At 44.5% G+C, this 23,929-nt stretch carries 27 protein-coding genes; 5 read left to right on the forward strand and 22 right to left on the reverse strand.

Features of this window, described 5'->3' with window-relative positions; all coding sequences use genetic code 11:
* Positions 1–29: 29 nt before the first annotated feature.
* The gene (locus JEZ96_RS17095; protein ID WP_061783193.1) at positions 30–956 is read right to left on the reverse strand and encodes a LysR family transcriptional regulator; all 927 of its coding nucleotides are present in this window, start codon (positions 954–956) and stop codon (positions 30–32) included.
* A 134-nt stretch (positions 957–1,090) separates the two neighbouring features.
* On the opposite strand from JEZ96_RS17095, the gene JEZ96_RS17100 reads away from it, so the two are divergent.
* Positions 1,091–2,113 (forward strand): zinc-binding alcohol dehydrogenase family protein, encoded by a 1,023-nt coding sequence (locus JEZ96_RS17100; RefSeq protein ID WP_025008131.1) that lies wholly within the window; start codon positions 1,091–1,093, stop codon positions 2,111–2,113.
* On the forward strand, positions 2,110–2,394 hold the full coding sequence (locus JEZ96_RS17105; protein ID WP_025008130.1) for a putative quinol monooxygenase: 285 nt from the start codon (positions 2,110–2,112) through the stop codon (positions 2,392–2,394). The genes JEZ96_RS17100 and JEZ96_RS17105 overlap by 4 nt, the downstream gene beginning before the upstream one ends.
* A gap of 50 nt (positions 2,395–2,444) precedes the next feature.
* On the opposite strand, the gene JEZ96_RS17110 is transcribed toward JEZ96_RS17105, so the two are convergent.
* From JEZ96_RS17110 to JEZ96_RS17125, 4 genes are all read right to left on the reverse strand, one after another.
* Positions 2,445–3,176, reverse strand: coding sequence for a fumarate reductase iron-sulfur subunit (locus tag JEZ96_RS17110; protein WP_025008129.1), 732 nt, complete (start codon positions 3,174–3,176; stop codon positions 2,445–2,447).
* The gene (locus JEZ96_RS17115; RefSeq protein WP_025008128.1) at positions 3,176–5,182 is read right to left on the reverse strand and encodes a fumarate reductase flavoprotein subunit; all 2,007 of its coding nucleotides are present in this window, start codon (positions 5,180–5,182) and stop codon (positions 3,176–3,178) included. The genes JEZ96_RS17110 and JEZ96_RS17115 overlap by 1 nt, the downstream gene beginning before the upstream one ends.
* Before the next feature lie 85 nt (positions 5,183–5,267).
* On the reverse strand, positions 5,268–5,939 hold the full coding sequence (locus JEZ96_RS17120; protein ID WP_011787886.1) for a fumarate reductase cytochrome b subunit: 672 nt from the start codon (positions 5,937–5,939) through the stop codon (positions 5,268–5,270).
* A 181-nt stretch (positions 5,940–6,120) separates the two neighbouring features.
* A complete protein-coding gene (locus JEZ96_RS17125; protein WP_011787885.1) occupies positions 6,121–6,846 on the reverse strand; it encodes a fumarate reductase cytochrome b subunit in 726 nt (241 codons plus the stop codon).
* A gap of 454 nt (positions 6,847–7,300) precedes the next feature.
* Here JEZ96_RS17125 and prmA point away from each other — a divergent pair, with 454 nt between their 5' ends.
* The 3 genes from prmA to fis all read left to right on the forward strand — a co-directional run bounded on the left by prmA (position 7,301) and on the right by fis (position 9,647).
* Positions 7,301–8,182, forward strand: coding sequence for a 50S ribosomal protein L11 methyltransferase (gene prmA, locus JEZ96_RS17130; RefSeq protein ID WP_011787884.1), 882 nt, complete (start codon positions 7,301–7,303; stop codon positions 8,180–8,182).
* 174 nt (positions 8,183–8,356) lie between these two features.
* Positions 8,357–9,325 (forward strand): tRNA dihydrouridine synthase DusB, encoded by a 969-nt coding sequence (gene dusB / locus JEZ96_RS17135; protein ID WP_061783192.1) that lies wholly within the window; start codon positions 8,357–8,359, stop codon positions 9,323–9,325.
* 16 nt (positions 9,326–9,341) lie between these two features.
* Positions 9,342–9,647 carry a DNA-binding transcriptional regulator Fis gene (gene fis / locus JEZ96_RS17140; RefSeq protein WP_006083371.1) on the forward strand — a complete coding sequence of 102 codons (306 nt, stop codon included), beginning with the start codon at positions 9,342–9,344 and terminating at the stop codon, positions 9,645–9,647.
* A gap of 149 nt (positions 9,648–9,796) precedes the next feature.
* On the opposite strand, the gene JEZ96_RS17145 is transcribed toward fis, so the two are convergent.
* The 17 genes from JEZ96_RS17145 to JEZ96_RS17225 all read right to left on the reverse strand — a co-directional run bounded on the left by JEZ96_RS17145 (position 9,797) and on the right by JEZ96_RS17225 (position 23,919).
* Positions 9,797–10,084: a hypothetical protein gene (locus tag JEZ96_RS17145; RefSeq protein WP_011787882.1), complete on the reverse strand. Its 288-nt coding sequence runs from the start codon at positions 10,082–10,084 to the stop codon at positions 9,797–9,799.
* A gap of 8 nt (positions 10,085–10,092) precedes the next feature.
* On the reverse strand, positions 10,093–10,527 hold the full coding sequence (locus JEZ96_RS17150) for a PilZ domain-containing protein (protein ID WP_011787881.1): 435 nt from the start codon (positions 10,525–10,527) through the stop codon (positions 10,093–10,095).
* A 34-nt stretch (positions 10,528–10,561) separates the two neighbouring features.
* Complete coding sequence (locus JEZ96_RS17155; protein WP_128090232.1) at positions 10,562–11,479, reverse strand: flagellar motor protein MotB; 918 nt, start codon at positions 11,477–11,479, stop codon at positions 10,562–10,564.
* Positions 11,479–12,336 (reverse strand): flagellar motor stator protein MotA, encoded by an 858-nt coding sequence (gene motA / locus JEZ96_RS17160; RefSeq protein ID WP_011787879.1) that lies wholly within the window; start codon positions 12,334–12,336, stop codon positions 11,479–11,481. The genes JEZ96_RS17155 and motA overlap by 1 nt, the downstream gene beginning before the upstream one ends.
* Positions 12,337–12,358: 22 nt before the next feature.
* Positions 12,359–13,075 carry an RNA polymerase sigma factor FliA gene (locus JEZ96_RS17165; protein WP_011787878.1) on the reverse strand — a complete coding sequence of 239 codons (717 nt, stop codon included), beginning with the start codon at positions 13,073–13,075 and terminating at the stop codon, positions 12,359–12,361.
* 9 nt (positions 13,076–13,084) lie between these two features.
* Positions 13,085–13,552 carry a flagellar basal body-associated FliL family protein gene (locus JEZ96_RS17170; protein WP_011787877.1) on the reverse strand — a complete coding sequence of 156 codons (468 nt, stop codon included), beginning with the start codon at positions 13,550–13,552 and terminating at the stop codon, positions 13,085–13,087.
* A 15-nt stretch (positions 13,553–13,567) separates the two neighbouring features.
* Positions 13,568–14,749: a flagellar hook-length control protein FliK gene (locus tag JEZ96_RS17175; RefSeq protein ID WP_128090231.1), complete on the reverse strand. Its 1,182-nt coding sequence runs from the start codon at positions 14,747–14,749 to the stop codon at positions 13,568–13,570.
* Complete coding sequence (locus JEZ96_RS17180; RefSeq protein ID WP_011787875.1) at positions 14,739–15,065, reverse strand: hypothetical protein; 327 nt, start codon at positions 15,063–15,065, stop codon at positions 14,739–14,741. The genes JEZ96_RS17175 and JEZ96_RS17180 overlap by 11 nt, the downstream gene beginning before the upstream one ends.
* The gene (gene fliS, locus JEZ96_RS17185) at positions 15,034–15,414 is read right to left on the reverse strand and encodes a flagellar export chaperone FliS (protein WP_011787874.1); all 381 of its coding nucleotides are present in this window, start codon (positions 15,412–15,414) and stop codon (positions 15,034–15,036) included. Before fliS ends, JEZ96_RS17180 begins: the two co-directional genes overlap by 32 nt.
* Before the next feature lie 13 nt (positions 15,415–15,427).
* On the reverse strand, positions 15,428–16,774 hold the full coding sequence (gene fliD / locus JEZ96_RS17190; protein WP_128090230.1) for a flagellar filament capping protein FliD: 1,347 nt from the start codon (positions 16,772–16,774) through the stop codon (positions 15,428–15,430).
* 296 nt (positions 16,775–17,070) lie between these two features.
* Positions 17,071–17,883 carry a flagellin N-terminal helical domain-containing protein gene (locus JEZ96_RS17195; protein WP_011787872.1) on the reverse strand — a complete coding sequence of 271 codons (813 nt, stop codon included), beginning with the start codon at positions 17,881–17,883 and terminating at the stop codon, positions 17,071–17,073.
* A 237-nt stretch (positions 17,884–18,120) separates the two neighbouring features.
* Positions 18,121–18,924, reverse strand: coding sequence for a flagellin N-terminal helical domain-containing protein (locus tag JEZ96_RS17200; RefSeq protein ID WP_011787871.1), 804 nt, complete (start codon positions 18,922–18,924; stop codon positions 18,121–18,123).
* A gap of 144 nt (positions 18,925–19,068) precedes the next feature.
* Positions 19,069–20,082, reverse strand: a complete 1,014-nt coding sequence (locus JEZ96_RS17205) for a hypothetical protein (RefSeq protein ID WP_025008125.1) — start codon at positions 20,080–20,082, stop codon at positions 19,069–19,071.
* A gap of 12 nt (positions 20,083–20,094) precedes the next feature.
* Complete coding sequence (gene flgL / locus JEZ96_RS17210; RefSeq protein ID WP_011920049.1) at positions 20,095–21,012, reverse strand: flagellar hook-associated protein FlgL; 918 nt, start codon at positions 21,010–21,012, stop codon at positions 20,095–20,097.
* Positions 21,013–21,023: 11 nt separating this feature from the next.
* Entirely contained in the window at positions 21,024–22,397 is a 1,374-nt protein-coding gene (gene flgK, locus JEZ96_RS17215; protein WP_128090229.1) for a flagellar hook-associated protein FlgK, read from the reverse strand.
* Positions 22,394–22,801: a rod-binding protein gene (locus tag JEZ96_RS17220; RefSeq protein WP_011787867.1), complete on the reverse strand. Its 408-nt coding sequence runs from the start codon at positions 22,799–22,801 to the stop codon at positions 22,394–22,396. Before JEZ96_RS17220 ends, flgK begins: the two co-directional genes overlap by 4 nt.
* Positions 22,801–23,919 carry a flagellar basal body P-ring protein FlgI gene (locus JEZ96_RS17225; protein ID WP_011787866.1) on the reverse strand — a complete coding sequence of 373 codons (1,119 nt, stop codon included), beginning with the start codon at positions 23,917–23,919 and terminating at the stop codon, positions 22,801–22,803. Before JEZ96_RS17225 ends, JEZ96_RS17220 begins: the two co-directional genes overlap by 1 nt.
* Between the last annotated feature and the right edge of the window lie 10 nt (positions 23,920–23,929).

A 23,929-nucleotide genomic window follows, 5' to 3' on the forward strand; every position in this document is an offset into this window, starting at 1 on the left:
AAAGCCGCATTATGCGGCTTTTTTGTTATCTAAGATTTTTTCACTGCTAATATTTTACTCAAGTTTTTACTTAGAGCCTGTGTTCGCTGCCGGAGCATTTCCCGCAGTAAGAGCACGACGGGCGTGACATGTTCACGTCCTGGGCACACTAAGTACAAATCGACGGGCTCCCCCTGATACTCAGGCAACAAACGTACTAATCGCCCTGAGATTAAGTCATCGGCCAGATCTAGACTCGACTTAAATACCAACCCTTTGCCAGCAACAGCCCAACGGCGGGCAATCTCGGCATCATTAGCACTACGATTGCCCGTGACACGCACTTTGAATTCTTGACCATCACGCCTAAATAGCCATTGATCGTGGGTGCGCTCATCTAACTTATAAAACAAGCAATTATGCTCAACTAATTGCTCTAATGAATCAAGCACACCAAACTTGGCGAGATATTCAGGTGAGGCACACAAAACACGATCAACACTACAGATAGGAAAAGCCACTTGGTTAGAATCCTGCGGTTTTCCATAGCGCACGGCGACATCAATTTTATCGTGGTAAAAACTGCTGATATTGTCGCCAAGGTGCAAGCGCACTAGCAGTTGAGGGAAATCGAGCAAAAACTCGTCGAGCCAAGGCACAAACAGATTACGGCCAAAGTCTGAAGAAACCGAAAGGCTTAAGGTGCCGGATATTTTACCTTTATCACTGGCGATAGCCTGTTCGCCAAGTGCTAAATCGCTTAGCGCACGTCGGCAATGAATAAGATAACGTTCACCTTGCACAGTCAAACGTAAGCTGCGTGTAGTGCGGATAAATAAACTAGTATCAAGCTGTTTCTCAAGCCGTTTTATTGCAGCACTGGCAGAAGCTGCCGAGATATCCATCTCGGCTGCTGCGGCAGATATATTGCCGCAATCAGCGACTCGAACGAACAAAGCTAAATCATTAATTAGCATGATTATCAAAAATCCTTTGAAAAAATTACAAACTTTATCCTGTTTATCTCTTGGCTAATCTTCCACACAATGGCTACACGATACAAGTACACGCAAACAAGTAAACTCCAGCAAGTACACCCAGAGGAATAAACATGAAAGCCATTGGTTACCAGACAGCAGGTGCAATAACAGCGCCCAATGCATTAGAAAACATCACGCTAGCCGAGCCAACTGCGACAGGTTTTGACCTTTTAGTGGAAATCAAAGCCATTTCTGTCAATCCGGTTGATACAAAAATCCGTGCATCTAGCTCAGCACCTGCAGGTGAATACAAAATTATCGGCTGGGATGCGGTCGGTGTCGTCAAAGCCGTTGGTGAGAAAGTCAGTCTTTTCAACGTTGGCGATGAAGTGTGGTATGCGGGCGATATCAGTCGCAGTGGGAGTTATGCAGAATATCAATTGGTTGATGAGCGGATTGTCGGCCATAAGCCTAAAAGTTTAACCTATACCCAAGCCGCGGCATTACCTTTAACGGGGATTACGGCATGGGAGATTTTATTCGACCGTTTAGCTTTACCCCAAGATGGTTCGGCAACTGACGCCCGTATTTTAATTATCGGTGCGGCCGGCGGTGTGGGTTCAATCATCACTCAGCTTGCAGTAAAACTCACAGGTGCAGAAGTGATAGGCACTGCATCTCGTCCAGAATCCGCCGCTTGGGTGCACAAACTTGGTGCCGATGCAGTTATCGACCACACCAAGCCACTTTCACAGGAACTTGCCAATATTGGCATTACTGATGTGACCCATGTGATTAGCTTAACCCAAACCGATCAGCATTTTGATGAAATAGTACAAGTGCTTAAGCCGCAAGGAAAACTGGCGCTCATTGATGATCCTAAAGGCCCATTAGATGTGATGAAACTTAAGCGTAAAAGCTTATCCTTACACTGGGAGCTGATGTTTACCCGCAGCCTTTATCAGACCGAGGATATGATTGCGCAACACCACTTACTCAACCGCTTAAGCGCGCTTATTGATACGGGTGAATTGCAGAGTACATTCGGGGAGCACTACGGCACCATTAATGCCCAAAACTTAATCAAGGCTCACGCTCAGATAGAGTCTGGCAAAGCTATCGGTAAAATTGTTTTAGAAGGTTTTAACCAATGAAAATAACAGTATTTGCCCAAATCATAGCGAATCAAGGCCAAAGCGATACGCTATTTAAGATACTCAAACAACTCGTGACAGACACTCATACCGAGGCTGGCTGCATCGAATACAAACTGCATCACTCATTAGATGATGAAAATATCTTCTGGATATACGAAATTTGGCAATCCCAAGCCGCACTGGATGAGCATATGGTGAGCACGCACTTTCAAGCATTCGTCGCTCAAACCGCAGACATCATCAATCGAGCTGACATTCACAAAAGCTACGCCTGCTAATCAACAAAAAAGCGCCAAACACGTTGGCGCTTTTCATCATTTATCACTTATCAAATCAACGTCATTGCCATTTTTCGACGTAAATAGGCAATTTGCTGCATATGCGGTAAATCTTTTGGGCAGTTATCCTGGCATCCGAGCAAGGTCATACACCCAAATACACCATCTTGATTGCCAATCACATGATAAAAATCCTCGGCAGTACGAGCGTCACGGCTGTCCATCTCAAAACGAGCTATTTTCATCATGCCCACTGCGCCAACAAAAGTGTCCCGCATTTGCTTAGTAGCACAGGCAGAAACACACACGCCACATTCAACGCAGCGTTCTAGCTCATACAAGCGCGCAGCTTCGTCAGGATCCATGGGATCTTCGAGTCGATGCACATTGATATCATTAGGTTTAGGATGTAACCATAGCTTTAAACGCTCAGCAAGTTCACGCATAAACTTACCCGTATTGACCGATAAATCACCAATCAATTCAAAGCCTGGCAGCGGCATTAAAGTGATTTCGCCCTTAGGGTATTTGGCCGTTAAGGTGCGGCAAGCTAGCGTCGGGAAACCGTTGATCACCATAGCGCAGCTACCACAAATACCTGCACGACAAACAAAATCGAATTGTAGCGAAGTATCTTGTTCTTCCCTAAGTTTATTAAGAGCGATAAATACCGTCATCCCCGGTGTTTCGGTGAGCTGATAACGCACCATTTTCGGCTTATCGTTTGGCTCCTGCGGATCATAACGAAAGATATTAAAGGTTAACTGGCGACCTTGGCTCATTATGATTTTTCTCCTAACGCATTGGCTGATGGTTTTTTTAACGTGTCACTTAAACGTTCATTATTGGGTTGTAAGCTCTCGGGTAATTCAAATGGCATAAGGGCTCGCTGCCTTTGATAGCGATCTGCATCATCACCCAGCCCTGCTAAAATCTCAGCGATTTGCTGCTCACGTTTTTGGGTATCGGGATGCACTATGGCGTTGTCGATCCCATAACCGCGATAGCCAGGCGGTAATTCCATCTTCATCACATCGAGGGCTTCATAATTAAGCATGGGTTCAAGTGCATTGGGATCAGGCCAGCTTGCCAACGTGCGATTCAGCCAATCTCGGTCATTTCGCTGCGGGTAATCCTCGCGAGCGTGGGCGCCGCGGCTCTCGGTACGCGCTGCTGCGCCGCAGGCTACGGTTAACGCGACTTTCAACATCCGCTTGACCCGTAATGCTTCAACTAACTCAGGATTAGCGTGACGTTTTTTACACTTAAGCCCGAGTTTACGTGAACGCTCGAGCAAGACTTTAAGCTCGGCAACCGCTTTTTCAAGCTCGGAGCCATTACGGAATATCCCCACGTAATCCATCATAATACGCTGCATTTCATGCTTAAGCTCGAAGGGGCTCTCTGTGCCGTCCCCTTCGATTAACGTATCGATTTCATCTTGCACTTGCTTCATAAACTTTTCAGCAAGTTGGGTATTGATTTCTAAACTGTTATTTTCACAAAAATCAGCAACATATTTACCGATAATCATGCCCCCGACCACAGTTTCGGCTAGCGAATTACCGCCTAAACGGTTAAAGCCGTGCATATCCCAACAAGCCGCCTCACCCACGCTAAATAACCCTTTAAGCTGTGGACTTTCACCTGTGGCATTAGTCCTAATACCGCCCATAGAATAATGCTGAGTTGGGCGTACAGGAATCCAATCTTTAGCGGGATCAATACCCAGAAAGTTCTCACAAATTTCCTGTACTTCCCGAAGGTTTGTTTCAATATGTTTACGACCTAAGAGGGTAATATCGAGCCATAAATGTGGTCCATAAGGACTGTCAACCCCTTTGCCTTTACGCATATGCTCTGTCATACGGCGTGATACTACGTCCCGCGATGCCAACTCTTTTTTATCGGGTTCATAGTCTGGCATAAAGCGATAACCATCTTTATCGCGCAATAAGCCACCATCACCACGGCATCCCTCTGTCGTGAGAATCCCCACAGGTACAATAGCCGTCGGATGGAATTGCACAGCCTCCATATTACCTAAGGTCGCAACACCAGTTTCTAAAGCGAGCGCGTGCCCTACACCTTCACAGATAATGGCGTTTGTTGATACTTCATAGATACGGCCATAACCACCAGTAGCAATGGTGGTGGATTTGGCCACATAAGCACGCAGTTCACCCGTAATCAAACAACGAGCCACTACGCCGTGACAGCGTTTGCCATCGTGAATAAGCGCCAAGGCTTCAACACGTTCATGGACGGGAATGTCCATAGAAATCGCTTTGTTATCCATCGCATACAATAATGAGTGACCAGTCCCATCTGCGGTGTAACAGGTTCGCCACTTTTTAGTCCCGCCAAAATCACGGGCGTTGATAAGACCATGAGCTTCCTCGGCCTCATGGAGAGTGACCTTTTGCGCATTGACTATCACTTCTCTCGGGCCAGCACTCACCCTTGACCAAGGCACGCCCCAATTTGCTAATTCACGCACGGCCTTAGGTGCACAATGAGCAAACATGCGCGCCACTTCTTGATCGCAGCCCCAATCGGAACCTTTTACAGTGTCTTGAAAGTGGACATCTTCATCATCACCCATCCCCTTAACGGCATTCCCTAAACTCGCCTGCATTCCCCCTTGTGCCGCCGCCGAGTGTGAACGTTTCGCAGGAATAAGCGATAGAACTAAGGTATCCAGCCCACGCTCTTTCGATGCAATGGCGACCCTTAAACCGGCAAGCCCGGCTCCTACCACTAATGAATCGGTATAAATCAGTTTCACGCCTGCTCCTTAACGGGATTTGCTATTATTGTCGGGTTTTCTCTCATAACACATCAACTACAACTATGTTTTTATTAGAATTTATTTAACTTGCGTGAGGTAAAAATGCCAGCAGCGATGCAATACCCACTGATACAAATACCACGCTGATAATTGTCTTAAGTTTTCGTAATCGGGCACGACTGTTGAGATCCCTCGCTGCGCCCCATTTCAAAGCCACACGATAAATACCAATGGCAGCATGTAACTCCACCGTCAACAGTAATGGCAAGTACAACATCCACACACCTTGGTTCCATATGCGATTAGCACTGCCTTGGGGGCCAATAGTTTCGGGGGCAGATCCAATCAGCCACAGATGTACAGGAAGCAGCAATAAAATCACCACACCGGTAATCGCCTGCCAACGCCACAAGCGAGTATCGCTGTGCTTGATCACCTGCATTTGTTGGCGTAGCGCCCTTTGTTGCTGCAAACTCATTGGCAATTTTTGTAGCGCCACAAGCACATGAATAAAAGCCAAAACAGCAATGCCAATGGCGATACATGTCACAACCCAAGGATAGCCATGACCATCAGAAGATAAAAAACTCAACTCCATCATGCGCGCAACCCAACTCATCGCATCCGCACCGAACAAAATCGATGACACTAGCACTAAATGGGTCCACAAAAAGACAGCAAGAATGACGCCCGATAAACTCTGGCTTAAATCCAGCCACGCACTCCATTTTTTGATTTTTAAATTAATCGACATTTCACGCCCTCGCCCAGTGAGCTAACCCCAGTAAATCCAACGCTAAAAGTTAATATCGCTCACAAATCCATCACAGAACCTGAGACAGATCAATCAACAGAGAAATAATTAACCAAATGCTTAAATATTAGCTGTGAAATAACATTCTGCTTTACGGACATAGTGGCGATAAGCCCAATCCCTACTGGGGGACAAATGGCTGCACGGGAAGACTTAATTCACTTCCAATAAAAAGGTAAGAAATTAAGCTCGCTGTACCTAGGCATATTAAATAGATAATCAAGACCTTAACCACTTTACGCAGACTAGAACGCTTGGTCGTTAATCCCCACTTAACCGACACGCGATACAAACCAATCATGGCGTGTATCACAACGGCAGGGAGTAAAAGTGCATACAGTAGCCAAGCATTATTGTGATACACACGCTCTGCCGATAAATGTGGGCCAATTTCGGGATTAGTTATCATGGTAAAAAGATGTACTGGCACAAGGAAAAATAAAATAAAACCCGTGATGAGTTGCCAAAACCAAGCATGGGTATCTTTGTGTTTAATTCCCCCTAAGTGTGAACGAAGCGCGCGCCACTGACCTAGCTGGGCAGGGAATCGTCTAAGCGCGACCGCAGCATGGACAATCACCACGAGTAACATAAATACAGAAAATATTTTCGTCACTATAGGAAAACCATGGCCAGTACTACTGAACATGCCCCCCTCAAGGAACTGTACTACGTGGTAAAACGCCTCTTTACCGAGCAGAATGCTCGACTCAAAATGCATATGCAGCAATAGAAAACACCCAAGCATAAGACCTGTGGCACTCTGTAATTTATCTGCCCTAGCCGACCATGGGTGTCCTAGTGCGGGTGTATTCACGCGATTGTGGACTCGAGTTACGCTTGTCATCTTGCTTATACCTATGTGTTTATTGTTGGCACCTCTGGGCAAGCTACACCATAGCAGCAACAAAAATCGCCGTTCAGCGTCACAGATTTAAAGCGTGAGCTACCTCACTCGACAGAATGCAACTCTTAGAAGAAGATCACAAAACACACATTCAAACTAAACAAAGGTAAAACCAATTAACCAATAAATTTCATATGGTTATAGTAAAAAATAAAACTGACAATTCGCTTTTTAACACTAATACTGACTCACTCGCTAACACCTTGTCTGGACAGATAAAAGCGCAATAACGCAATCACCAGCAACAAAACGCTACGCGATGGTAGCCCTCCCTACGGCTTAGCTAAAGCACGTTAAATTCCAGCTCAATCCTGCATTTTTAAGCAGTTTGGGTATACAATAGCGCCATATTTCATCCCTTACCTTTTGAACGCTTAGTCACAGGATACCTCCCATGCCTTGGATCCAACTCCGCATAAACACCAATAGCGATGATGCTGAAACCATTAGCGACTTACTCATGGAAGAAGGTTCAGTCTCAATCACCTTCGAAGACGGAAAAGACACACCGATTTTTGAACCTAAACTGGGCGAAACCCCATTGTGGCGTGATACTGTGGTCGTCGCGTTGTTCGAAGCGGACACCGACCTCACCCCAACAATAGAAATGCTAAAAACCCTGCCATTTTTAGGCGACAACTTCAGCCATAAAATTGAGCAGATTGAAGACAAAGATTGGGTGCGCGAGTGGATGGATAACTTCCATCCTATCCAATTTGGCTCTCGTTTATGGATTTGCCCAAGCTGGCGCGAAATCCCTGATCCAACCGCAGTCAATGTTATCCTCGATCCAGGTCTAGCCTTCGGCACCGGCACTCACCCAACCACTGCACTGTGTTTAGAGTGGTTAGACAGTCTAGATTTAAGCAATGAAGAAGTGATCGACTTTGGTTGTGGCTCCGGTATCTTAGCCGTGGCCGCACTAAAACTTGGCGCGAAAAAAGTCACAGGTATCGATATCGACTATCAAGCCATTGACGCCTCACGTGCTAATGCCGAGCGCAATAATGTCGCCGACAAGCTGGCGTTGTACTTACCTGAAGATCAACCCGCCGATCTTAAGGCAGACGTATTAGTGGCTAACATCCTCGCAGGCCCACTGCGTGAACTTGCTCCACTTATCGCTGAACGGGTAAAAAGTGGTGGTAAATTAGCGCTTTCAGGCCTTCTCAAAGAACAAGCGCAAGAAATCTCAGACTTTTACAGTCAATGGTTCGATATGGACGAAGCAGCTCACAAAGAAGACTGGAGTCGCTTGACAGGTAAGCGTAAATAGCAGTAATGCCATGGCCTAACATGCGCCACGGCTGGCTTCGGCTAATTTTGCTAATTACTTCTCAACGCTTAAAAGTCAAGAAAAAAAATTGCGCCTAGGTCATTTATTGACCTTTTCACGGCCAACAAAAAGGGCTACTATAGCGCCCCTTTGAAGAGCTAAGGTGAATCATAAATGCAGATTGGACCCTATCAACTGAAGAATCAGCTGATCGTGGCACCAATGGCAGGTGTCACCGATCAAGTCTTCCGTAATCTCTGTCTTCGTTATGGCGCAGCCCTTGCGGTGTCAGAGATGCTTTCATCTAATCCTGATGTTTGGGAAACAGATAAAAGCCGCCAACGCATGATGCATTCTGGCGAGGAAGGTATACGCTCAGTGCAAATTGCAGGGGCCGATCCTGATTTAATGGCACAGGCTGCTCAGTTCAACGTTGAACAAGGCGCCCACATCATTGATATCAATATGGGATGTCCTGCAAAAAAAGTGAATAAAAAGCTGGCTGGGTCAGCACTGATGCAAAATCCACCCTTAGTAAAAGCCATTTTACAAGCCGTGGTCGCCGCAGTGAATGTGCCCGTCACGTTAAAGATTCGCACAGGTTGGGCTCCAGAACACAGGAACGGTGTTCAAATCGCCCAGATTGCTGAGGATTGTGGTATTGCCTCACTCGCCGTTCACGGCCGTACGAGACAATGCATGTACAAAGGCGATGCCGAGTACGACACTATTAAAGCAATCAAACAGAATGTCTCGATTCCTGTTGTCGCCAATGGGGATATCGACAGTCCGGAAAAGGCCCGCTTCGTGCTGGACTACACTGGTGTCGATGCTCTGATGATAGGACGGGGTGCTCAAGGACGACCTTGGATTTTCAGAGAAATCCAGCACTACTTGGAAACGGGTAATAAGCTAGCGCCCATTGAGGTTGCCCAGCAACGAGAAGTTATGCTGGAACACCTCACCAAACTGTATGATTTATATGGCGAATATAAGGGCATCCGCTTCGCTAGAAAACATATGGGATGGTACCTAGACCAAGAAGCTCAGCGCCAATTTAGGTCTGACTTTAATCGGCTGGAAACCGCTGCAGAACAGTATTCCCTCGTGGAATGTTATTTTGATGAATTAGCACAGAATTAATAAAGAGCAGAATAGAATGTTTGATCAGACAACTAATACAGAAGTTCACCAGCTTACCGTTGGCAAAATCGAAACCGCAAACGGCACTATCAAGCCCCAGTTATTACGTGACGCAGTGAAACGTGCCGTAACTAACTTCTTCGCACAGTTGGACGGTCAGGAAGCACAGGAAGTTTATGAAATGGTGCTAAGCGAAGTAGAAGCGCCTCTGCTTGACATCATCATGCAACACACTCGTGGCAACCAAACCCGCGCAGCAAACATGCTAGGTATCAACCGTGGTACTCTGCGTAAAAAATTGAAAAAATACGGCATGAACTAATCCGCAAGGGTTAAGCTGTCGTATTGAAAAAGGGTTTCTCATTAATGAGAAGCCCTTTTTTGTATTATCAGTTTAAATATAAGGGTGTACTGCACCGAATAATATTGGAACAGACTGAGTGAAAATATCTTATCAACACCTAGCCCGATTTAAAGCAAGAAGAAAAAATAGACAACGAGAAAGAAGGAACTGAGTGCGCCAATCACCACAGGATAAATGAGGTAGGCATCTTGGGCTCTTGCGGCGCGTATAAAGCATAAATGGGCAAGAAAATAGTTATATATAAAAATCATAACGGAAATCATAACACCATTACTAAAGCGCAATGTGTTGATATTGATAGCGATAACAATGAGTAATAGCCAGTTTAGCAGTATAAGATAAAGGAAGACTTTTTGTAGCTTATCTGAGCCATTACGATTAAAAGATGCAGCCATTGCATGCCCTATATTTTGGCTCGTAATTTAATTGCGTCGATTAAATTTTGAACCTCGGTATCGTTACCATTAATCCAACGAGCACCCAAAAATTTTAAATGACCTTTAATTGAGTGTTCTCGAGTGACTTCACATAGGACTCTATATTGATCAAGTTCAATATAGAATTTCATCCCTATGGATAATGGTTCACTGCATAAAATGCCAACACCGCCAATACTAATGTCTTTTATGTTCGCGGTACCGAGTGGCGTGAGGATAAACCAACGAGTCGTTGATAAGTTAACCGTTAAGCCATCACAGGCAAACGCTAATGGCACTCTTTTATCATGTCGTAGGCTGAGTCTCTGATGAGTTCGCCGATTATCAAACTCAATAATTTGATACTCAAGCGTAGGTTCAACCTCATCCTCAGAATGTACAAACTCTTCATACATATTCATAGTCATACCTAACAAATGAGTACAAGTGCAAACACTAATGCGCGATAGTCTGTCGTTTTATATCGTTAATGCTAATACCGTTCTGGATAGTCTCGTTAGGCGCGCCTATCATGCCCCTTAATAACTGCTCGGCAGAGGAGGTTAAAATAAGCGCCTCAATTCGACGATTAGCCGCCGCAGCAGTATCCGAAGTAATATAAGGAACCTGATCTGCCATACCTGTTACCTGAATCACCTGATCACGCTTAACACCACCACGCTCAAGCACTCTTCGTGCTAATAGTGCTCTTTCACTCGATAACTCCCAATTGGTAAATAAACTGCCGGCATAAGGCGTGGAGTCGGTATGACCAGAGATAACCATGCTGTTGGTGATATTTTTTAAAATTGGCCCTAAAGATAACAGTAACTCTTCAAAATAGGGCTGCATCTGCGCACTGCCGCGAGTAAACATAAATCGATTAACATTATCATGGATCAAAATACGGATACCCTGGGGGACTATAGTGACAGTGATATTCTCCGCCATACTCGAACTTTGTACGACTCGATTCAATTGCCTTGCTAAAACAGTGAGTTGTTCCTGAGTATCAAATTGACCAGGGATCAGTGCGCCCTCCTCAATACCTTCAGCGCCAGCACGTGGAGAAGGGTGAGAAGGTATAATAGTGGGAGCAATAGACATATTTCCTTCCAGATCAATGATCGAGGATGATTGGCTTAGCTCAAATGGATTTATCGGTCCCGTTGGATTCATATCCCCACGCAAATATTGCACTATCATAGTTCGCTCTTTTTGATCGGCAATTTGCATGATCCACAGGACCATGAAGAGCACCATCATCGCGAGAGTAAAGTCGGCAAAAGCCACTTTCCACGCCCCACCATGACCATGATTACGCTTTCCGCGCTTTCGCCGCTTGATAATAATCGGCTCATTTTTATGGAGCATTAGCTTCTCTGCCCCTCCATCCAACGCTCTAATTCTATAAACGAGGGACGATTCTCACTTTGTATTTGCTTACGCCCTGCATCAATCGCCATCATAGGGGGTTTCCCTTTGGAAAAGGTCACTAAAATAGCGGCAATGCAACGTAACTGTGCTGACTTGCGATCGACTAAATGCTCCAATGCTTTAGCCATAGGATCGAAAAAACAATAACAGGCAAAAATACCGATAAATGTTCCAACTAATGCAGCAGCAACTTTGACACCAATCATGGTAATTGGCCCGTCAATATTTGACATAGTGATAATAATACCGAGTACAGCGGCTAAAATACCAAAACCAGGCATGGCTTCACCCACTTTGCTAAATGCTTCCGATGGCCTTAGTCTGTCCTCTTCTATTCGATGGATCTCCTCTTCTAATATATGTTCTAAATCATGGGGAGATATTTTTCCGATAGATTGTACGCGTAAGTTATCGATTAAGAACTGAAGAACATTTGGGTGCTTTAGCACCGCTGGATACATTAAAAAAATTGAGCTCTGTTGTGGGTTTTCTAAATGTTCATCGAGCACTTTTAAACCCTGAGATTGGATCTGGGCCATTAAAGTGCCCATTAAAGGAAATAATTGAGGGTATAGCTCAGGATCTTCTTTTCCTTTATTAAATAGCTCTTTTAATTGCTCCAGCATTTCTTTTAGTACTGATTGTGGATTAGCAATAATAAGCGCCCCAACTCCAGCACCCATAATGATTAAAATTTCAGCAGGCTGCCATAATGCAGCCAACGCACCACCAGCCCAAGCATATCCACCAAATACTGAAGCTAAAATAATTAACAGCCCAACTAGTTTACTCATTACGATCTTCTCACTTCTAACTTTAGCGCTGCAATATTGTTTTTAACTGTGAAATTGCTGATTTATGTAACTGACAAATACGTGTTTCTGTTAACCCTAATGCCATGGCAATTTCTTTTAAATTCAGCTCATGATGATAGTAAAGCGACAGGATTAACTGTTCTCTTTCATTTAATTTTGAAATAACTTTGATCAAGGTCTGCTTTAGCATCAATTGTTCAACATCATTGCCTCTATCGACCGGATGTTCGCCCACCAACAACAATTCATCTAAGCTTTTCATCGACTCCGCTTGTGTGGAATATAAGCGTTCTCGGTAATCTTCAGCACTAAGACCTAATGCACTGGCAACCTCGAGATCGCTAGGTTCCCGTCCCATTTCACGGCTCAAGCGTCTAACAACATCATTCAGTTCATGGGCTTGTTGCCTAACAGGGCGAGGACGCCAATCTTGCCTTCTTAACTCATCCAATATTGCGCCGCGGATACGTTGTCCCGCGAAAGAAATAAATCCGTTATCGAGCTCTCCAGGATAGCGACGCGATGACTCAAGCAAGGCCATCATCCCTATTTGTTCCATATCCTCAAGCGATAACATGACGCCACAGTGGCTACGCATCTGCGACACGATACGTTTAATCAGTGGTAAATATTGCCGAATAACCTGTTGTTCAGATTGCCGTTCTTCGATTGGATAATCACAGGTTTGTTGATATGCAAGTTGGCCATCTGTCGTCATATCGGCCCCTTACTGGATCACCATACGGGTAAAAAGTACTTCATCAATATCTGATGGCAATTTGTTATCAGATAGCACTTTCACCATCAAAATAAGGGCTTCAGCCTGCAAACCATCGAGCTGATCCAAATGATTTAACTGTTCAAATGTTTTACGTGAAAACATTTTCATCATGGCGTTACGAATGAGGGGATCGGCCTCAACTAACACTGTTTTCATATCGGGATTGTAACTTTTCAATGACATTTCAAGCAGCATGTAATGGGGATATTTATCCCCTGGTATCGATATCACAAACTTTTCTAATGGGTAAAACTTTGCCACAGGCACAGGTTCGACTTCAGGTTCAGAGGCAAAAAGCTCTGTTAACTTCCAATCGGCACCATTTATCCCAATCCATAACGCCCCAGCAGTCCAGCTAATGAGTACAAAAAATGCTAGGGTAATTTTTATTACACGCGATTTTACAATTGCCATTAAACAACTCCGGCATTAAGCCAATAAATCTAATTGAGATTTCTCTCTGGTCATCACATCGGCGCCATTTTCCATTGCGGTTTCAGGTGCTATCGATGAAGCAAATAATGCAGTTTCCTGCTGCTGTTGTTGAGATCCGCCTTGGCCAACATCCACATCAATTTGACCACCATGATCCATGGCTAAATCCATTCTTAGGCGCTCTAATCCATTGAGTAAGGCATCACGAATGGCGGGATTGACCGCATGCATATGCACCTGTAAACGATCGCCTTCTAAGCGAATATTAAGGTCAATCTTTCCAAGCTCTGGCGGATCTAACCTTAACTCCGCTTTTTTAATGTGTTGGTCAACTTGGAACCGAAGATGTTCTCTTAGGGGAGTCAGGATCTCCTGTGCTTGCTGCGCCAATGAAGCTGTCGGTGTTAACGATACTGGCCCCCATTGTGTTGCACTTGCAGCCTGTGTACTCACAATCGGCTGAGTACCAATGGCATTAATATCTTTCGCTTCATGGCCCCTGAGTTCTGCCAACACACGTTGGAACACAGAGGTATCGGCCTTCAAATGGTCAAAACGACTAGAGTCTGAGAAAGGAGTCGTCATTGCATCCTTTGCCAATGCACTACTTATTGGGGAAATCTCGGTACTCATACTGGCAGGTTGAGAAGCGCTTCCGACAAGCGCCATAGATGACGCCATACCCCTGCTAAATAGCGCGCCTCTTTGTGAGGCAACTGATAGCCCAACTAAAGATGCGGAGGTTTGACCTACAGATTCCGTTTTAGATGCTTCAATCGGCAAAGTTACAGGAACAAGCGGAGCAACAACCGTTGGAGTGGTAAGACTGTTCAGAGACGCGAATGCAACATCATCGAGGCGAATAGACGTTGAGTTAATCTCAGCCTCGCTATTGAACATTGCCCCCTGAGTAACAGCATCCACACCAGTAAAAGGTGCTGATTCAACTAAATTATTAATATGTTGATTCAAAAAGGGGTTATAACCACTTTCTTGCGATTGTTCAGTGGTGATATCCAACGAACGCTCCTGTGGCATAGATTCAGCAGAGGGTTCTACTGGTAATGCCAACAACGTAAAGGATTCCGCTTTATCTTGATCCACTGCACTTGTCACTTTAGTCGTCACATTAGGATTTGTTCCCATATGACGAGTTGAAAGAAGATCAGAGATCATCTAAAGCTCCACTCACTTGCGTTAATTGATAGGCGGCTAAGCCCGATTGTTGTTCCCTAAAACGGCTCATCTCAACGGCTAATTCATCACGCGCCAAAATCAGCTCCTGTAGTACTTGGGCATGTACACGTTTTAGCGCCTCACGGGCTAACTTCTGCTCGGTATCACGGGCCTCACCCGCTTGTTGCAGTGCTTTAATCAAAGCGATATTCACTTTTTGGACGTTAGTCCAATCCTGAGCATCGGCATATTGACGTAAAGCATGCCCAAAACGCGCCCACTGCTTAATTGAGATTTGTCCACCCTTCTCTGACATTCGTAATCACCTGAGTAATAGGAACCAAGGCTTCAGCACTGTTTTCAACACTGGCACTGACAAGCTGACGGCTACAAAAGTCATAGAGGCGGTGTAGGCTGATAGCAACCTCACCACCGTTCTCAAGATCGAGCATTGAGTCCAATCCATGAACGATATTGAGGCATTTATGAATACTCATGCCTTTAGCTTCAAACCGTTGATATTCCATATGGCCTGCAGCACGCTCTAGCTCTTCCAATAACCCATCAAGCAACATACGCACCATATCATGGGGCGTTGCAGCAGCAACTTGTGCATCTAAAGCGGTTTGCTTGTAGGCATTAAATGGATCGTACTCATTTAACATTTATAACAACTTCCTATGAAAACAACTGACTAGCAGAATTAAATTGGTTAATGGTAGATTCCATCGCCGTAAACTGAGCCAAATAAATTTGGTATTTTTGATTCATTTGATAATCATGGCGCGCCATGCTGTCATTCACGCTTTTGATCTGTTTATTTAGTGCTTCCTGCTTTTGATCGATATAGCCATTAAACTGGGTAAAAGGTTTTAGGGTCTTTTCGATACTTTTGACATAGCTGTCTGGGCCCGTAAACATGGCTTGTACTTTTTCAGGATCACTTTTAAAACTATCGGTCAGCTTAGCATCGTCAATTTTCAGTTTTCCATCACGACCTATCTCGATCCCGATATCAGACAAACGCATCCCATTAGCAGCCGTTGCAAAAACCGAATCACGTAATCGAGACTGGAGTAAGCGGATAGAGGTATCCCCTTTCAACACACCAATTTGTGCTTCACTCACTGCGGTGGTTTTATCTTCCTTATCTTTATCGGAAGTACCTAAATCAGAAGTTTTAACGCCCATAGAACGGGTTAATTGATTAATTTGCGTCATTAAGGAATTAAATGAATCGACAAAATCCTTAACCGCTTTCTTATTCGCTTCAAAATCGTCTGTAACTTTAATCATGCTGCTTTCACCAGCCGCATGTACCTTAACTAATTCGAGGCTAACGCCATCAACCACATTTTCTAAGTAGTTACTGCTACTGGTAATATTGATACCATTTAATGTGAGTTCAGCATCTTGTGCCACGCGACGTTCTGTCATGCCCCAGTCGGCGCCATTAAACTCGACCTTCATTTGATTCGCGACGCCCGATTCCTTTGAAGACAGCATAAACTCGATTTGATTACCCGTGCGCACCAGTGACGCTTGCACACCAGGATTGCCCGCTTGTTTATTGATCTGATCCCGTAACTGGGACACAGAAATAGCCGCACCGCCATTAACCGTTGCTAAATCAATTTCCATACGCTTAGTCGGATCGCTACCGACTTGAATACTGATCACGCCCGATGTTGGTAACAACTCGTTTTCTGAGGAATAGGCTTTAGTCAACTGATGGGCTTGTGCAAGTTTATGTACACTCAGGTCATAGTTACCCTTTGGCGCATCGGATTTAACTGTTGCAGTCGCATTTTCGCCCGTCACAGTGGCAATTTTACTTTTCGCCGCATCGCCACCCAGTTCACTTAGCTTGGTGGCCATTTTCTTCATATTATTTTCGAGCAGCGTATAGGCATCTAACTGTGTTTTGCTTGCTGTTAGTTTGCCTTTGTAAAGCGTATCTTTACCGGCGCGATCTGCACCTATCAGTTGTTGAGCAAATTGTGCCGCATTCATACCTGAAATCATAACTACCTCCAACAAATTGAAAAGCAAAACACATGCCAAGGTAAACGCTTTGTTTTTTAAGCAGATTAAATAGATTTTATCGCTAAAAATAACAACTCACTTCCGTAGCTCAGTGTCAAACGGAAAGCCTACTTCCACTACTGAATCTGAAACAGCGATTGCGACACCATTGCATTGGCATATTTGGATGGCTTAAATAATAAAAATGCCAGTCAGCTTAGCTCACTGGCATTAACGCTAAATCTGCAACCTTAGGTTAAGCCAAGTAAAATAAGGCTAACGTAGATTGAGCTAGATTAACGCAGTAGACCCATCACTAAGCCAGTATTTTGGTTAGCAGAAGACAGTACTGTAGTACCTGCTTGAACCAGCAGTTGGTTACGCGTCATATTGGCAGATTCAACCGCAAAATCGGCATCCATAATACGGCCAGCAGCCGCTTTGGTGTTTTCAGTGACGCTGGCTAAGTTAGCCGCTGTATGGCCAAGACGGTTAATATTGGCACCTAAAGTTGAACGCTCAGTACCCACGGTTTCAAGAAAGGTATCAACAAGTGCAATAGCAGCATTAGCAGTACCGCCAGTTAAGGTACCTGCAACCGTTTTAGGAATGGCGCCTAACTTCACATCCAGTGTTTCTGCGGTTCCAGCTCCAATTTGGAACTTCACGCCAGTACCAGTAGTTAACACACCTGTATCAAATAATTTATTACCCGCATAGGTTGTATTTTCCACGATACGTGTAATTTCAGCGTTTAATTGAGTAAATTCATCATTTAGCGCTGTTAAATCGGCGGCTGAGTTCACACCGTTAGCTGCTTGAGTCGCCAATTCTTTTTGACGATTGGCAATGGTCGTTAACTCTTCTAACGCACCATCAGCAGTTTGCAGCATAGAGGTCGCATCTGAAATATTACGTGAGGCAGTTTCCATACCTTTCACGTTTGCATTCATACGGTTAGCAATTTGCAGACCTGCAGCATCATCTGATGCACTGTTGATACGTAAACCTGTTGATAAACGCTCCATCGCGTTAGTCAGTAAGTTATTGCTTTTGTTTACAGCGCCCTGTGCAACGATTGAAGCGTAATTAGTGTGAACACCTAACATATTAATTCTCCAGAAAATAACAGTTGTCTTGTTTAGACCTGAATTCAGGTATAACTCAGTAAGGCGACAGCGACTGCAGATAACTAAAACCAATATTCAAAAAATATCGTGTATAACAGTAAAAAGATCAGGGTGAGATACTATGTGCTCATCACGATAAAGATGTTAGGGCATAAAAAATGCCAGCAAGCTAAGCTCACTGGCACTCAAGACTAAAACGGCTTTAATTCAGCCTAATTAGCGCAGTAAGCCCATCACTAAACCCGTATTTTGGTTAGCAGAAGACAGTACTGTAGTACCTGCTTGAACAAGCAGTTGGTTACGCGTCATATTGGCTGATTCAACCGCAAAATCGGCATCCATAATACGGCCTGCTGCGGCTTTAGTGTTTTCAGTCACGCTGGCTAAGTTAGCCGCAGTATGGCCAAGACGGTTAATATTGGCACCTAAAGTTGAACGCTCAGTACCAACAGCAGCAAGGAATGTATCCACGAGCGTAATCGCTGCGTTAGCACCTGTTGTTAGATCACCTGCTGCTAATGCAGCGTCATCGATAGCTGTTGTTGTAACGGCCAATGTTTCAGCCGTTCCTGCGCCAATTTGGAAAGTCACACCCGCTTCCAACTTAGTGAACAGGTTATTACCAGCATAAGTTGTATTATCGAGAATACGGGAAATTTCTTTGTTTAGCTCTTTAAACTCAGCATCCAATGCAGTTAAATCATCTGCTGAGTTCACACCGTTAGCCGCTTGGGTCGCCAATTCTTTTTGACGATTGGCAATGGTCGTTAACTCTTCTAACGCACCATCAGCAGTTTGCAGCATAGAGGTCGCATCTGAAATATTACGTGAGGCAGTTTCCATACCTTTCACGTTTGCATTCATACGGTTAGCAATTTGCAGACCCGCTGCATCATCTGATGCACTGTTGATACGTAAACCTGTTGATAAACGCTCCATCGCGTTAGTCAGTAGGTTATTGCTTTTGTTTACAGCGCCCTGTGCAACGATTGAAGCGTAATTAGTGTGAACACCTAACATATTAATTCTCCAGAAAATAACGGCTATCTTGGTTAAACCTGAATTCAGGCATAACTCAATAAGGCGACACAAATCCCTCAACACTAAAACCCAAAATCGTATTTTCAAAAATTAAATGCGCTAACTTGGGATTCAACTCAAAAATTAGAGTAGCAATGCGCTAACTTGCTCACGGTTGGTATTTCCCTGCGCCATTAAAGATGTCACTTGATAGGAAAAAGGATAGGGTTGCATAAATTTATGCAAATGCTGGAGTTCAACCTTAGGCTGACTGGATGCGGTCAATTGCTTAACCTTTGCGAGTAATAAGCGATGGGAAGCGTTAATCTCCTCTATTTGTAATGTCACTTTTTTCTCAACCTTAGCGATTTTAGCTAAGGTGATTTTTAACTTTTCAGTATTATCAAAATGCCATTCACGGGGATCTTGCCAACTAAATATCTCTTCAAGTGGAATATTTCTTGGCTCACCAGCAGGGAGTCTTTGGCCCTCACCGACCATTAAAATCCCACCGCAAAGCTTTGTCCAAGTGTCATCCTGCGCCATAAATACAGTGTCATGGGGGGATGAACGATCAATACCAATCCCGATCGAAGCTAATACGGGCCCTATTATCTCTTGTAGCGCTAGGCGATTTTTATTTGCTGGTAAAAGCAAATGCAATGTTTGCTTTTCAGTAAATAGCGTTATGCGTTCATCACGGCTCTTAGGCGAGGTGAGATCCACCCGCCTAAACTTAAAAAGATGCAAAGCGGCAGGCTGGGATACTGAAATCAAATTGAGATGATGATCGAGTAAACGCTTGCCTTGGTAGTGAGGTTTTATTTCAATAAGTTGACGCCTCACTTCTTCAGCTCTGTTTAAGGTATCCTCAATAATCGTATTCTTATTAAACAGGCAGGTTTGTAACTGCTTATTAAGCTGCCCCATTAACTGCTTAGCTAAGATTAAACTCTGTAATACAACTTGCGAAGCACTGATATTATGCTGCTCTTGAGTCACTTTAGCCCAACGACCATAGGCTTCTAACCTATGTTTAGGGATAGGCCGCGCCTTAGGGATGCTGCGCGGTGAAGCCGATATTGGTGCAACATATTGAGACGTTACCGTCTGACTTTGGTGTAATTGAGTAAGCGACTCACCGATCCCTTTGATCATTTAACTCATTACCTACATATGATTGAAAAGGGACAATTGACTAATCTGCACAAACGTTTGTTGAGTGATTTTTAATGCGGTTAGCTTCACATTGAACTCCGCGGTAGCGGCAGCATAATCAAGCTCCTGCGTTTCACCGATCACTTGCTTGCTAAATAACACCATCTCTTCATGGGAGCTTTTCACTAACGCGAGATTATTCTGCTTGCCACCAAAATCTGTAATAGCCGCGCCTATGCTATCTAAGGTTTCACTTAAGGCGGTTTGTATTCCATTAGCGGCGGCACTAAAGGCGGGATCGCTTGGCGACAAACTCGGATCCTTCAACACACTAATATAATCCATTGTTTGGTTTAGAATATCTTGCCCTGCATTAGAAAATAATAACTGCTCAGCGGTGACATTAGCCGTTGTCCATGAAGAATTTGAGGTTTGCACGGTTCTCTGATTGGCATCACCTTGATACACATATCGACCAGTAGCATCTTTAACAACGGGGATTTTATCAATCACATTACCTGAAAAAAGATAATTACCTGACTCATCTGTAGCATTAATATTATCCACTAAGCCTTTTAAGAGTTCTTCCATTTCAGAAGCATAGGAAGCTCTATCTTCTGCCGAAAGGTTTGAGCTATTGGTGGCAATACTGATCTCTTTCATCCGTTGCTGCGTCTCAACCATACTGGATAAATAGGTTTCAGAGCGGCTCATACTGGTACTTAACGAGTCGATATTTTTAATGTATTGCTGCACTAACGCTAAATCGCGCTGGTTATCCATTACCCTAACAACGCCGATAGGATCGTCAGAAGGCGCTAATATCGAAACGCCTTTAGAAAGCATTTGATTCAAACGTGCGACATCATACGTTGTGTTCTGCAAACTGTTTAAATTATTAGTGTAGAGATTTTGCATTGTTACACGCATGGATAATGTCCTTAAAAGCTACTTAGCATAGTTTGAAACAGCTGATCCGCAGTGGAAATCACCTTGGCATTGGCCATATAAGACTGCTGATAAATGATCAGATTAATCCCTTCTTCATCGGGATTAACACCGCTGGTACTCGCCCACTGGACTTGTGCATCTTTTTGCAAATCCACACTGGTTTTGGCAAATGAAATAGCCTGGCGGGAAGCAGAACCCAATTGGCCGACTTTGCTGGAAAAGGATTCCGCTAAGCTGGTACTACTACCAAGGCTAGTAAAACTCAGTTCCTTATTGGCCAACTGCACTAAGGCTTTCAAGTTTGTGTTATCTCCTTGGGTGCCATCCTGACCAAAGGCAAGTTTATCAGGTGTAAAACCAGCAGTTAGCGATAAACTCCCACCAGGATTATTGGCTTGATACGTAAAGAGATCCTGTGATGGTGTTGCACCATTTAAATCAGTACCAGAAGCGAGAATTGAATTGAACTCGGTTGCCAACATCACCGCTAATTCATCAATATAGGCTTGAGAGTCAGCAAGTTGAGTATCACGATAGTTAAGTAATGCCCCTAAACTGCCGCCCGCAGTCTCATCGACGTTAAACTGGCTCGCCCCAAATTGAATCGATACTAGATTATTTTTAGGGTTAGCAGGATCAGGTGCGCTGGTCAGTTTAGCCGCGGTATTTCCAGTCAATAACGGCTCACCTCGGGCCAGCGAGATATTGAGCATACCTTGGCTATCTTCAACGACACGAATATCGATAATAGCGGCTAAGTCATCAATCGCCGCATCGCGGCCATCCTGCAGTGCAGGTGGAATTGTACCTGTCACACTGGCAGCCTGAATATCTCGATTGAAATTAGCAATAATCGCAAGTTGTGCGTTTATCTCTTTGACCGATGTCCCCAGTTGCCCATTGATCTGATTACGCTGCGAGTCAATATTATCGTTAATCGCATCCACTCTTTGAGCGACGGCCTTAGCCTCATTGAGCACACTTTGTCGGTAAGCGATTAAATTAGGCTGCTCCATAGAGGAGTTTAATGCTGCAAATAATTGGTCAAGACCTTTTGAAATATTATTTCCATCTGCACCAAATACTTGTTCAGCCTGACGCAAATAGCTGCTTTGCACTTTAGAAAAGCCAACGGCACTCGTGGTTTGCCACAATTGGGCGACCTCGTACTGATCTGAGATCCGCCGAACACCATCCACAAACACACCCGCGCCAGAGCCATATGCGCCGCCACCAACTGAACTTAGCATGACTTGCTGACGTGAATAACCTGCAACCATAGCATTAGCGACGTTATTTGACGTCGCATTCAATGCCGCCATACTTGCCAGTAAGCCAGACTTACCAATATTCAACATGCTCATTTAAAATCCTTCACAATGGGCCGCATTATAAGCGCAGGCTGCATTGCTGTAGTTGTCATCTGTTGAGGATCAAAGGCGACCGGATCTTTCTCGGACTGAAATGAACGTGATAGCTGCTTAGTCATCACTTCTGCTAATCCCATACCATTGACTTGGCTCAAGCGATTTGCCAACTCCGCATCATGTAAGTCTTGATAAAGGCCATTATTACTTTTGGCCGTTAAAGGATTATCTTCATCGGCCATCGCGTCGGTGGCGGAACGCATCTGTTTAAGCACTGTTTGCAGGAACTGGGCTTCAAATTGCTGGCTAACCATCTTTAGCGCGCCCTGCTCACCATTAGCCTTTATCAGCTCATCGGCATTGAGCTTACTTAAGTAACCGTTTGGATTTTCAACTTTCATTAGATCACCACCAAATCAGCTTCTAAGGAACCCGCTTCGGATAAGGCTTCCAGGATAGCCATCAAATCCATTGGAGTAGCACCTAAACTATTAACTGCTCTCACAATCTCCTCGATTGACGTGCCCTCTGGCCACACAAACATCCGTTTATTACCTTGCTCAACCAGCACTTGGCTATCGTTAGTGACGACGGTTTCTCCCGCTGCATTGCCAAGATAAGCGCCATTAGGTTGGCTGACATTTTGGCGCTCGACAATCGTCACTGTTAAATTGCCATGGCTTACGGCGGCTTTTCTTGCAACTACATCGCCCCCCATCACCACAGTACCAGTACGACTGTTAAACACGATCCGGGGTGAACGTCGGCCTTGGTCAATCTTAAGTTCTTCAAGCATGGACATAAATGTCACACGCTCTCGATTCGATTTAGGTGCATGTATCAATACCTTGGCATGATCTTGTGCACGCGCCACATCGGGACCAAAGAGTTCATTCACTGCGCGCTCAATATTTCGAGCCGTTTTAAAATTGGGATCTTTCAGATTTAAAATAATGTCTTCATTATCACTAAAGTTACTTTTGATGGGCGCCTCAAGTAAGGCGCCATTGGGAATGGTGCCAACCGTTGGGACATTGACAGTCACAGATGACCCATTACGACCCGCGGCAGAAATACCACCGACAACGAGGTTCCCCTGTGCCACCGCATAAATTTCGCCATCGACAGCACGTAGTGGCGTCATTAATAAAGTCCCCCCTTGGAGGCTCTTCGCATCACCAAGGGATGAAACGGTCACATCCAAGGACTGACCAGGGCTCGCTAGGGAGGTAATAGTGGCATGCACAGCAACAGCGGCAACGTTCTTTAATTTAGGATCGGTTTTATCATCAATTTGTACGCCAAATTGTTTAAGCATATTAACAACAGATTGACTGGTAAATTTGACTTGAGAGCGATCACCCGTGCCACTTAAGCCAACAACTAAACCGTAGCCTACCAGTTGGTTATCACGTAGCCCTTGTACATCAACAATATCCATCAAATAACGACTTTGACTTTGCTCTTGAGCCTGTAATGTTCCACTAACCAAAAGTAGCAATAATAAACAACGTAGCATTACAAAAATC

The organism is Shewanella putrefaciens (genome assembly GCF_016406325.1).
GTDB lineage: Bacteria > Pseudomonadota > Gammaproteobacteria > Enterobacterales > Shewanellaceae > Shewanella > Shewanella putrefaciens.